Source organism: Cryobacterium sp. Hb1, assembly GCF_004403585.1.
Classification (GTDB): Bacteria; Actinomycetota; Actinomycetes; order Actinomycetales; family Microbacteriaceae; genus Cryobacterium; species Cryobacterium lyxosi.
In genome coordinates this window covers 111557-123505 of record NZ_SOHI01000027.1, presented here as the reverse complement: position 1 = coordinate 123505, position 11949 = coordinate 111557, and the positions used below count along the sequence as shown (strand labels likewise).

The 11949-nt window shown below is 64.3% G+C and carries 10 protein-coding genes; 7 read left to right on the top strand and 3 right to left on the bottom strand.

What is annotated here, in order from left to right:
• Window positions 1-61 precede the first annotated feature (61 nt).
• A complete protein-coding gene (locus E3T38_RS09965; protein ID WP_134548091.1) occupies window positions 62-1243 on the top strand; it encodes a MarP family serine protease in 1182 nt (393 codons plus the stop codon).
• Between the two features lie 204 nt (window positions 1244-1447).
• Here the strand turns inward: E3T38_RS09965 and E3T38_RS09960 are convergent, their stop codons facing one another.
• Together E3T38_RS09960 and zapE are read right to left on the bottom strand one after the other, a co-directional pair.
• A complete protein-coding gene (locus E3T38_RS09960; protein WP_134548090.1) occupies window positions 1448-2668 on the bottom strand; it encodes an ammonium transporter in 1221 nt (406 codons plus the stop codon).
• A 157-nt stretch (window positions 2669-2825) separates the two neighbouring features.
• Entirely contained in the window at window positions 2826-3878 is a 1053-nt protein-coding gene (zapE, locus tag E3T38_RS09955; RefSeq protein WP_134548264.1) for a cell division protein ZapE, read from the bottom strand.
• A 154-nt stretch (window positions 3879-4032) separates the two neighbouring features.
• On the opposite strand from zapE, the gene E3T38_RS09950 reads away from it, so the two are divergent.
• Window positions 4033-4938, top strand: a complete 906-nt coding sequence (locus tag E3T38_RS09950; protein ID WP_104197894.1) for a sulfurtransferase — start codon at window positions 4033-4035, stop codon at window positions 4936-4938.
• Complete coding sequence (locus E3T38_RS09945) at window positions 4935-5363, top strand: SufE family protein (protein WP_104198102.1); 429 nt, start codon at window positions 4935-4937, stop codon at window positions 5361-5363. Before E3T38_RS09950 ends, E3T38_RS09945 begins: the two co-directional genes overlap by 4 nt.
• On the opposite strand, the gene E3T38_RS09940 is transcribed toward E3T38_RS09945, so the two are convergent.
• Entirely contained in the window at window positions 5336-6595 is a 1260-nt protein-coding gene (locus E3T38_RS09940) for a S9 family peptidase (RefSeq protein ID WP_134548089.1), read from the bottom strand. The genes E3T38_RS09945 and E3T38_RS09940 overlap by 28 nt on opposite strands.
• A gap of 34 nt (window positions 6596-6629) precedes the next feature.
• Here E3T38_RS09940 and E3T38_RS09935 point away from each other — a divergent pair, with 34 nt between their 5' ends.
• The 4 genes from E3T38_RS09935 (at window position 6630) to E3T38_RS09920 (ending at window position 11883) form a co-directional block, all read left to right on the top strand.
• Window positions 6630-7220, top strand: coding sequence for a DUF3000 domain-containing protein (locus E3T38_RS09935; protein WP_104197892.1), 591 nt, complete (start codon window positions 6630-6632; stop codon window positions 7218-7220).
• A complete protein-coding gene (locus E3T38_RS09930; protein ID WP_174775229.1) occupies window positions 7213-8415 on the top strand; it encodes an HRDC domain-containing protein in 1203 nt (400 codons plus the stop codon). Before E3T38_RS09935 ends, E3T38_RS09930 begins: the two co-directional genes overlap by 8 nt.
• Window positions 8416-8512: 97 nt before the next feature.
• Window positions 8513-9718 (top strand): thiolase family protein, encoded by a 1206-nt coding sequence (locus E3T38_RS09925; RefSeq protein ID WP_134548087.1) that lies wholly within the window; start codon window positions 8513-8515, stop codon window positions 9716-9718.
• On the top strand, window positions 9715-11883 hold the full coding sequence (locus tag E3T38_RS09920; RefSeq protein WP_134548086.1) for a 3-hydroxyacyl-CoA dehydrogenase NAD-binding domain-containing protein: 2169 nt from the start codon (window positions 9715-9717) through the stop codon (window positions 11881-11883). The genes E3T38_RS09925 and E3T38_RS09920 overlap by 4 nt, the downstream gene beginning before the upstream one ends.
• Window positions 11884-11949 lie beyond the last annotated feature (66 nt).

Here is an 11949-nt window from a genome sequence, read left to right as displayed (position 1 = left end):
GTAAACATAAGGAAGACAAAATCGTCGCGCTGCACCACACGAACCACAGATGAGGAGACGAATGCCGGGTTCGACCGTTCTCGACCTCTTTCTCGTTCTCATCCTGTTCGTAGCCCTCGTGAATGGTTACCGCAGCGGACTGTTGCAAAGCCTCACCGGCATCGTCGGAGCCGTGCTCGGCGGGATAGCCGCCTTCTTTGTCGTGCCCCTCGTGGGTGCCTGGGTGCCGGCGGCCGAATGGCGCACTCCGGCCACGATCGCCGTGGCGATTCTGCTCGTACTCATCGGCCATTCGATCGGTGTGTCGGTGGGTGGCATGTTCGGTAGCCGGAAACGGCGTTCCCCGCTCGGCACCCTCAACCGCGTGTTGGGATCAGCGTTTGCCGCTGTCGCCTCGGCCCTCGTCGCGTCGATGGTCGCGTTCAGCATCGGCGCCCTGGGCATCCCTTTCCTGTCCCCCGCCATCGCCTCCTCCACCGTCGTCTCAGGAATTGACTCTCTCACCCCCGACCCGGTCAAGGCGCTCATGGCCGAGCTGCGCTCATTGGCCGTGCAGCAGGGTCTGCCGCGCATCGTCGACGCATTCGCGGGACCGGCACCGGATGCCGCCGAAGCCGACACGAGCAGCCCGGCACTGGCCGTGGCGGCGAAGTCGGTCGTACGCATCACCGGAACGGCATACGCCTGCGGGCAGAGCCAGTCCGGCAGCGGCTTCGTCGTCTCTGACGGCCGCGTCGTCACAAACGCGCACGTCGTCGCTGGCGTGAGCCAGCCCGTCGTGCAAACGCCGGCCGGTGAAACGATGGCCGGCGAAATCGTGTACTTCGACCCGGTCGATGACCTCGCCATCATTTCGGTGCCCGGCCTTGATGCTGCACCCTTGACCGTCGGCGCAAATCTCCCGGCGGGCAGCGGCGCAGCCGCCGACGGGTATCCCTTCGGAGGGCCGTATGTCTCCGATCCGGCGCAGGTCATCTCGATCGGCACCATCAGCGTCGCCGACATTTATGGACAGGACCCGACGCCCCGCCAGGTGTATACCGTGGCTTCGGACGTGCAGCAGGGCGAATCGGGCGGACCTCTCCTGAGCGAATCCGGCCTGGTGGTCGGCGTTATCTTTGCCAAGGCGTCCAACACCGAGAACGTCGGCTATGCCCTCGCGCTCGAAGAAGTGCAGCCGGTTATCAGCCAGGCACCCGGTCTGAGCTCCCCGGTATCATCGGGAACCTGCGTTCGCGGCTGAACCACCGGTATCCGCTCGCTCGCAGAAACACAGCCGCACCAACACTGCCCCGCACGAACTCTGCCCCGCACCAATGTGCTTCGCACGAACAGCGCGCGGTGCCAACGAAGCGCGCAACGCACGAAGGGCGGCACGGAAGCGGGTCAACCCGTATTCCGTGCCGCCCCATGCCAGGCAGACAGTTCACACTGACGACGTCAGAAGCTAGACCCGCTCGAGGGCGTAACCCTCTTCGCCGTGCACACTCGTGTCGATTCCGGCCAGTTCGTCTTCGTTCTTGATGCGGAAGCCGATGGTCTTCTCGATCGCGAGGCCAAGCAGGTACGCGACGATGAAGGAGTAGACGAGAACCGAAAAGCCTGCAATGGCCTGCACCGCGAGCTGACCGAGGTCGCCGCCGGTGAAGAGTCCGGTGTTGATGGCGAAAAAGCCGAGGTACAGGGTGCCGATGATGCCACCGACGAGGTGGATGCCGACGACGTCGAGCGAGTCGTCGAAGCCGAGCTTGAACTTGAGTTCAACGGCGAGGGCGCAAACGGCACCGGAGAGCCCGCCGAGCAGGAGCGCCCACCCCGGCTCCAGGTTGGCGCACGCCGGGGTGATGGCGACGAGGCCGGCAACAGCGCCCGATGCGGCGCCCACCGAGGTGGCTTTGCCATCCTTGAATTTCTCCACGAGCATCCAGGCGAGGATGGCCGCTGCCGTGGCGCCCAGGGTGTTGATAACGATGATGCCGACATTGGCGAGGCCATTGAGCCATTCAGCACCGGCGTTGAAACCGAACCAGCCGAACCAGAGAATCGAGGCGCCGATGAGCACGAGCGGTACGTTGTGCGGTTTGGTGATGCCCTTCTGGAACCCGACGCGCTTGCCGAGGACCAGGGCAAGCGCGAGAGCTGCGGCACCGGCATTGATGTGCACCGCGGTACCACCGGCATAATCGATGACGCTCGGCAGGCCCAACGTTCCACCGAGCTTCATGATCCAGCCGCCGCCCCAGACCCAGGCTGCGACCGGAAAGTAGACGAGGGTCGCCCAGATACCCGCGAAGATCATCCAGGATCCGAACTTCGCCCGGTCGGCAACGGCCCCGCTGATGAGCGCGACGGTGATGATGGCGAATGTGGCACCGTACGTGGCACCGAGCAGGTCGATGCTCCCCGTCTCTCCCATGGCGAGATTGCCCAGGCCGAAGTCGGAGAACGGATTGCCGGCGAATTCGGTGGGACCGTTCACGGCGCTCATATTGTAGCCGTACAGAATCCACAGGACGCTGATGAGGCCCAGTGCACCAAAGCTCATCATCATCATGCTGATGACGCTTTTAGCCTTGACCAGCCCGCCATAGAAGAAGGCGACACCCGGTGTCATTAACAACACGAGCGCGGTGGCGGTCAGCCCCCAGGCAATGCTTCCGGTTTCCATAGAATTGTCCTCACGCGTCTCAAATGTGCAGGGCGTAGCGCGAGGCGATCCACCTCGGATACGACTCCAGTATCTGAGGTGACTGTTACAACAAACGTTCCGACGTGTTTCGTTGCGGTTACGGACGTTGGCGAATTGTTAACGCCAGATTTCAGGGTCAGTCGGTGTGCGGCGGCAACTCTCCCGTAGTGAGGGCGACCATGCGCGACTGCGACCGCTGGTATTTCTTGCGATACCCGCCCGCCATCATCTCGTCGTCGAACACCTCATTGAGCGGACGCCCACTGGCCACGATCGGAATCTCAGCGTCATAGACGCGGTCAATGAACGCGACCAGACGCAGGGCGTCCGACTGATCGGTCAGGAGAAAAACGCCCCGCAGAGCAATAACCTCGACGTCACGGATGACCTTGATGTATTTGGACGGATGCACGGTGCCCAGGTGACGAATCAGGGAACCGAAGTCATCCTCGGTGACCTTCGAACCACGATCAAGCAGAGTGTTGACGAGGTGTTCACGTGCCTCGGGCTCAACCGTCACGGCCTGACCGGTGACGTTGCGGCGACGGTAGTCGAGACCGTCGATGCGGAGGGTCTCGAAGTTGGCGCTCATCGCCGAGATCTCGCGGAGAAAGTCCTGCGCGGCAAATCTGCCCTCGCCGAGCGAGTTGGGCGGGGTGTTCGACGTGGCGGCGACGCGGGTGCCGGTGGCGACGAGTTCGCCGAGCATCCGGGTCATCACCATGGTGTCACCCGGATCGTCGAGCTCGAACTCGTCGATGCAGATGAGTTTCGCGCTGCGCAGCTCCTTGATGGTTTCCTGATAGCCGAGGGCGCCCACGAGGGCGGTGTACTCGATGAAGGTGCCAAAGTATTTCGGGCCGGTCGCGGCATGCCAGAGCGCTGCGAGCAGGTGCGTCTTGCCGACACCGAACCCACCATCGAGGTAGATGCCCGGCAGGTCGTCCTTCGCCTGTCGGCGGCGGGAAAAGAATCCGGCCGGCCGGGGGTTCACGAATTCCTGCAGCTTTTCAACGGCCGCGACCTGGGACGGGTAGTCGTGATCCGGCCGGTAGTTCTCGAACGAGGCGTGTTCAAACTGGGGAGGCGGCACCAGTTCGGCCACTATTTCCCGGCCCGTGATGCTCGGAGTTCGGTCGGCCAGTTGCGGAACCGTGTGGTGCGCCTTCTCGTGGGCCTCTGGTGCCATGCTGAATCGCCCGTTCTCGTTCATCGTGCTGCGAATGCGCAGTGTGTGCAAATGCGCTGTGTGCCGGCAACGCGTAGATTTATGGGGTGGACCAGATAAGCCTAATCCGCGGTCAACCCAAATCCGTATGCATCCGCTGCCCACTGGAGGTTACATGTCTGCCCCGTTCGATCCCACCGAGAAGTTTGCCACCTATGCCCACCCTTCCAAGCTGGTTTCCACCGACTGGCTGGCCGAACACCGCGATGACGCCGGACTGGTCGTGGTCGAATCCGACGAAGACGTCTTGCTGTACGAAGTGGGACACATCCCCGGCTCAGTGAAAATCGATTGGCACACAGACCTCAACGACAAGGTCAACCGCGACTACATCGAGGGCGCCGCATTCGCCGCCCTTATGAGCAGCAAGGGCATCACCCGCGACAGCACTGTGGTCATCTACGGCGACAAGAGCAACTGGTGGGCCGCCTACGCCCTCTGGGTGTTCACCCTGTTCGGTCACGACGACGTTCGCCTGCTCGACGGTGGACGCACGAAATGGCTCGCCGAGGCGCGCGAGATGACAACGGATGCGACCTCCGTCACCCCCACGGAATACCCGGTGGTCTCGCGCAACGACGCCCCGATTCGCGCCTTCAAGAACGACGTGCTCGCCCATTTCGGTAACCCGCTCATTGATGTGCGCTCCGACGAGGAGTACAGCGGCGTACGCACGACGATGCCCGCCTACCCTGAGGAGGGAGCCCTGCGCGGCGGCCACATTCCTACGGCAGCGTCTGTTCCGTGGGCCCTCGCCGCAGACGCCGATTCCACTTTTCGCACCCGCACCGAGCTGGACGACATCTACCGCGGGAAAGCAGGCCTGTCCGACGGCGACGACGTGATCGCCTATTGCCGCATCGGTGAGCGGTCGAGTCACACCTGGTTTGTGCTGACCTACCTGCTCGGCTTCGAGAATGTGCGCAACTACGACGGTTCCTGGACCGAGTGGGGCAACGCCGTCGCCGTGCCGATCGCGGTCGGTACGGCGCCGGGTACCGCGCCGGCACCGCGCCCATGAGCGCAGACCTGCTGGCGGAGATTCGGGAGGACTTTCTGGCACTCGAGCAGAAGGACCGTCTGCTCTTGCTGCTCGAGTTCGCCAATGACCTGCCGGAACTTCCGAAAAATTTTCAGGACCATCCCGACCTGCTCGAGCGCGTCGTCGAATGCCAATCGCCGGTTTTTATTTTCGTCGACCTGGACGCCGACGGTGCCTTCCACCTGCATGCCACTGCTCCGCGCGAGTCGCCGACCACGCGGGGGTTCGCGTCAATCCTCGCCCAGGGGCTCGACGGCCTGAGCGCCCAGCAGGTGCTCGCCGTTCCCGATGACTATCCCCAGTCCATCGGCTTGAGCGAAGCTGTCTCTCCGCTGCGCCTGCGCGGTATGAGCGCCATGCTTGGCCGGGCCAAACGTCAGCTCCGAGAGCGACTCGCTGCTTGAGGCGTTGGCAACTGCGCCAGCCAGGCTGTGATCTGTTCGTTCCACCGATCGGGGTCGTAGTTCCATAGCTTCGTGTGTCTGGCTTCGCTAAAAGCAACGAAGGTCACCATGTCGGGCCGTCGGTCGGCGAGTCGACGCGACCCGGTCGGGGGCACGAAACCATCGTCATCGCTGTGCAACAGGAGAACGGGACGGTGCACGTCGCCGGCGCGTTCTACAAAGTCGAGCCTGGCAAAATCAATGGGGGCGTCTTGCCCGGTCAGGCGCCGGGCCCAGCGCGCCCCCAGCACAACGACGGCGCCGCGGGCAATCAGCCTCGGCAACTTACGATCAGTGGCCTGCGCGTCAACAACGTCTCGCCAGTCGATGACCGGCGATTCCAGCACGACACCGACGATCAGGTCCGCGCGTCGACCGCGGGTCATCGTCTGCAACACCACGGCACCGCCCATCGACCAACCCATCAGCACGATGCTCGTCGCCCCGTGCGCGGCGGCGTAGTCGATGGCGGCGTCCACGTCGGGCCATTCGGTGTCTCCGAGGCCGTAACGGCGATCAGTGCTGGCGGGAGCGTCGCCGTCGTTTCGGTAGGAGACGAGCAACGAGGTGTATCCGGCCGCGTGAAACACCGGCACGGCCCGTAAAGCCTCCTCGCGGCGCACGGCCCGGCCGTGCACCTGGATCACCCACCCTGTCGAACGGATGGCGGCATCCGCTGGAACGAGCCAGGCGGGCGCCGGCCCCACGGGCGTTCGAATGATGACCTCAGCCCAGGCGAAACCAAGGTCGGCGGGGCTGGTGTACAGCCAACCGCTGAACCGCCCTCGGCGGGCAGCGGCGAGGTCGCCGTAGTCCACCGTGAGGATGCGCCGGGTGACGGTCACGGCCGAGCGCGCGGTAATCTCACCGATGCGCGCATGCCCGGTGCCCGCGCTGAAGAAGAAGCTGTAGTCACCCGCAAGGACGGAATCGCGATGGCGTTGCAGTGTGATCGTGCCGCTCAGCAGGTCGACCGCAACAACCCGGGTGTCATCGATACGGGCTACGGGCGGTGTGACAATGGTCTTCGCCATGACCCCCGCAAGTACGCCGGCGGCACCGACGATGGCCACGGCAGAGCCGGCGATGACGATGCCGGTGACGCCGAGAATCGCACGCAGAACGTGATCATGACGCCTGTTTGGGGGCTGTGGGTCGTGCACGTGCACCTCCGACTGATCGGCGTGCCTCACGGACAACACCCAGAAAAAACTCTAGTCTGCAGACGTGCCCGAAACAGATCAATCGCTCCCCGCGGAGTTTGCTGCGGCGTTGACAGCGATTCGTCGTGCCACGAGCCGGGCCGAACTGGTCGTCACCGAAATTGCCGCTCCCGCACAACTCGCCCCGTATTCGATCGCCTTGGCCGCCAATATCAGGCCGGTGCGGCACGGCAGCGACTCCGAACTGGGAACCGGCCGATTCATTCTGCTGTACGACCCGGAGGAACCAGAAAGCTGGAATGGCGCCTTCCGCGTCGTCTGTTTCGCGCACGCTCCGCTTGAGGTCGAGATCGGGCTCGACCCGTTCTTGGCCGAGGTCACCTGGACGTGGCTCGTCGATGCCCTCGACTCGCGCAAGGCCAAGTACACCGCGGCCTCCGGAACGGCGACTAAAATAATTTCATCAGGCTTTGGCGCACTCGCCAAACAGGGAGATGGTGCGCAGATTGAGCTGCGTGCGTCATGGACGCCCCTGAATCACAATCTCACCGCCCACGTCGAGGGGTGGGGCGAGCTGCTGTGCATGCTCGCCGGACTCCCTCCCGCTGGGGAAGGAGTCAGCATGTTATCAGCACGCCGAGCAGCCCGTGGCTGAATCGCACCACCATGTCATTGACACTCGCGAGGCCTACTTCGCCGCGACGGCCGCTCTGGCCGCCGGGAACGGGCCGGTTGGGGTCGACGCGGAACGGGCATCCGGTTTCACCTACTCGCAACGCGCGTACCTGATTCAAATTTACCGTCGCGGCGCCGGCACGTTTCTGTTCGACCCGCCGCCGATCGGCAACTTCAGCGAGTTGAACGATGCGCTCGCCGACGCCGAGTGGGTTTTGCATGCCGCGAGCCAGGATCTCGCCTGCCTGCGCGAGGTCGGACTCGACCCGGCCCACATCTTCGATACCGAGCTCGCCGCCCGGCTGCTCGGTATCCCACGGGTCGGGCTCGGCACAGTGGTGGAAGAGTTGCTCGGAATCCACCTCGCCAAGGAGCATTCTGCCGCGAACTGGTCGACCCGGCCACTGCCCGAATCGTGGCTGGTGTATGCCGCTCTCGACGTCGAGCTACTGCCGGACCTCCGCGACCGTATGGTCGACCTGCTCGTCGAGTCCGATAAGACCGACATTGCCGACCAGGAGTTCGCCGCGACCCTGGCCAAAGAGGCCAAGGCTGCGCGCATTGATCCCTGGCGGCGACTGGCGGGCATCCACTCCCTGCACGGGCAGCGCAATCTGGCCGTTGCCCGCGAATTGTGGCTTGCCCGTGATGATTTCGCCCGTGACGTCGATGTCTCCCCCGGGCGCCTCGTTCCCGATGCTTCCTTGCTCGCCGCCGCACGCGTGCTGCCGGCGACGAGACAGGCCCTGGCCGATCTGCGCGAGTTCAGCGGTCGTGCCAGTCGCACGGAACTCGAACGCTGGTGGGCCGCCATTGAGCGCGGTCGGACGGCGACCGACCTGCCAGCGCTCAAGGCGATCAGCGACACCCTGCCGCCGCCGCGCGCCTGGGCCGACCGCAATCCGGAGGCCGATGTGCGCTATCGGGCGGCGCGCGCTGCGCTGCAGACTGTCACGGATGAACTCGAGATTCCCCTCGAGAATCTGCTCACTCCGGACTACCTGCGTCGGGTGTCGTGGTCGCCGCCAGAACCGGCTGACACGGCATCCGTCGGACAGGCACTCAGTGTTTTAGGAGCCCGGCGCTGGCAAATTGACGTGACCGCACAATTAATAGCGGATGCTTTTGTGGAGATTCCACAAACAGCCGATCCCATCTCGGATCTGAAGTCGTAGAAACCTGCAAACGATTCGAGACGCCCATTTGAGTCACCCTAGGATCGGTTCAGAGCTAACAGGCCGCTTCGGATCTGTTCGACGTACGGGAGGCATTGTGGCCGAGAGAGCAGAAGTCGTTTTTGTGGATGGAGTTCGAACCCCGTTCGGACGCGCCGGCGACAAGGGTATGTACTGGAACACCCGAGCGGACGACCTCGTCGTCAAGGCGATTATCGGGCTGATGGAACGAAACCCCGGTGTACCGCCCGACCGCATCGATGATGTCGCTATCGCAGCCACGACCCAGACCGGCGACCAGGGTTTGACCCTCGGGCGTACCGCCTCTCTACTGGCCGGTCTTCCGAAATCGGTCCCCGGTTTCGCGATTGACCGCATGTGCGCCGGAGCGATGACCGCCGTCACCATGATGGGGTCCTCCATCGGTTTCGGCGCTTACGACCTCGCCATCGCCGGCGGTGTCGAGCACATGGGCCGCCATCCGATGGGGTTCGGGGCAGACCCGAACCCGCGATTCCTTTCCGAGCGGCTGGTCAGCGAAGACGCCCTGAACATGGGCGCGACCGCCGAACGCATTCACGACCGGTTCCCCGAGTACACCAAGGAACGCTCCGATCGGTTCGCGCTGCGCAGCCAGCAGAAGGTCGCCGCCGCCTACGAGGCCGGAAACATTCAGCCCGACCTGATTCCCGTTGCCACGCGCAGCGAATCCGGCTGGGGCCTCGCGACCCGCGACGAAGCACCGCGCCCGGACACCACACTCGAGGGCCTCGCAACCCTCCGCACGCCGTTCCGGTCGCATGGCCGCGTCACGGCGGGCAACGCGTCCGGGCTGAACGACGGCGCATCCGCTTGCCTGATGGCGAGCGGTGCCACGGCCAGGGAACTCGGCCTCGGCGTGAAGATGACCATGATGAGCTTCGCCTTCGCCGGCGTGGAACCGGAGGTCATGGGCCTGGGGCCGGTGCCCTCCACCGAGAAAGCACTGCGCAAAGCCGGCCTGTCGATCACCGACATCGGTTTGTTCGAACTCAACGAAGCCTTTGCCGTACAGGTCATCTCCTTTCTCGACCACTTCGGCATCGACGACGAAGATCCCCGCGTGAACGAGTACGGCGGGGCGATCGCGCTGGGGCATCCGCTCGCATCTTCCGGCGTTCGACTGATGAACCAGCTCGCCCACCAGTTCGAATCGCACCCCGAGGTGCGCTATGGCCTGACCGCAATGTGCGTCGGCCTCGGCCAGGGCGGCTCCGTGATTTGGGAAAACCCGCACTTCAACAAGAAGGCAGCCAAACGATGACGACCACTGATTACAATTCCCTCGACTTCAGTTCGCTCGTCGCGATCTCCGGTGACGAGGTCGTGACGCACTCCTTTGTGCGCGATGTGCCGCTCACCGCTGGCCGTACGCTCGCGCTGGTCACCCTTGACAATGGGCGCGACCACACCCGGCCGAATACGCTCGGCCCGGTCACCCTGCTGGAGTTCGCCGCCACCATGGACGAACTCACCGCTCGTGCTGGGCGCGGCGAGATTCACGGTGTCGCCGTCACGGGCAAGCCGTTCATTCTCGCCGCCGGCGCCGACCTCAGCAAGGTCGCGAAAATTCCCTCGCTCGAGACCGGCAAGCTACTCAGCCAGCTCGGCCACCACGCCCTCGGCAAGCTCGACACGCTCGGCGTACCGTCGTTCGTGTTCATCAATGGGCTCGCGCTCGGCGGTGGGCTCGAAATCGGGCTGAATGCCGGATACCGCACCGTGGACGCGTCCGTACCCGCGATTGCGCTCCCCGAGGTTTTTCTCGGTCTGATCCCCGGCTGGGGCGGCTCGTATCTGCTGCCCAACCTGATCGGCATCGAGAATGCCTTGAAGGTCGTCATCGAGAACCCCCTCAAGAACAACCGCACCCTCAGTGGAGCGGATGCCCTCGCGCTCGGTATCGCGGACGTCATGTTCACGTCGGCGCGGTTCCTCGAAGACTCCATCAATTGGGCCGACGGCGTCATCGCGGGCAGCGAGAAGGTGTCGCGGCCCAATGCGCCCGGCAAGATCGAGCGCCTCGTCAAGTGGGACGTGGCCGTCGGCATCGCCCGCAAGATGCTCGTCAACCGCATCGGCGAGGTCGCCCAGTCACCGTATGTGGCACTCGACCTGCTGCAGGCGGCTAAGAGCGGCAGCCGCGCCGAGGGTTTTCAGCGCGAGGATGACGCACTGGCCGGCCTCATCGCCGGCGATCAGCTGCAGGCGAGTATCTACGCCTTCAACCTCGTTCAGAAGCGCGCCAAGCGGCCGGCCGGAGCACCGGACAAGAAACTGGCCCGACCGATCACCAAGGTCGGCGTGATCGGCGCTGGCCTTATGGCCAGCCAGTTCGCGCTGCTGTTCGTGCGGCGCCTCAAGGTGCCCGTTATCATCACCGACCTTGACCAGGCCCGCGTCGATAAGGGGGTGGCGTACATCCACGACGAAATCGCCGCGCTCCAGGCCAAGAACCGCATCTCCCCCGACGAGGCAAATCGCCTGCGCGCGCTCGTTACCGGCACGACCGACAAATCGTCGTTCTCCGACGCCGACTGGGTGATCGAGGCTGTCTTCGAAGAACTGGGTGTCAAGCAGTCGGTGTTCGCCGAGATCGAAAAGGTCATCTCGCCCGACGCGATTCTGGCCACTAATACCTCGTCGCTCTCGGTCGAACAGATCGGGGCGAAGCTCGCGCACCCGGAGCGCCTGGTCGGGTTCCACTTCTTCAATCCGGTTGCCGTGATGCCACTCATCGAGGTGGTGAACACGCCGCAGACCAACGAAGTGACGCTCGCCACCGCGATGGTCATCGCCGGCAAGCTGCGAAAAAACGCCGTGATCACCCGGGACACCCCCGGTTTCGTGGTCAACCGCGTACTCGCCAAGCTGCTCGGCGAAGCCATGCACGCCGTGGATACCGGTACGCCGTTCGAGGTCGTGGAAGCCGCTGTAGCGCCATTCGGACTGCCGATGACCCCGTTCGAGTTGCTCGAGCTCGTCGGTCTCACCGTGGGCGCTCACGTGCTCGACACGCACCACGCGGCGTTCCCCGATCGCTTCTTCGAGAGTGACAACCTGCACAGGCTCGCCGAGCACGGCAAGATTCTCGAACGCGACGGCAAGGGACGTCGCACGGGCTTCGACAAGGGCGCACTGAAGATCGTCGCCGGCGGCGCCACACCGATGACGGCCGAGCAGATTCTGCAGCGGGTTGAAGACGGCCTGGTCGACGAGATCAAGCGAATGCTGGACACAGACGTCGTGCACGCGGCCGAGGACATCGACCTGTGCATGATCCTCGGAGCCGGCTGGCCGTTCCAGATGGGCGGCATCACCCCGTACCTCGATCGCGTCGGCGCGAGTGAGCGAGTGTTCGGCGGTACTTTCCACACGCCGCCGATCCGCGGTATCGCTGCATCCGTGCCCGCGGTCACCCTCGGCTAACCGGGCCTCCGGGCGGCCTGGTAACCGGGCCCACCTTGTGAACGCGGGCCCAGTTTCTAAACTGGG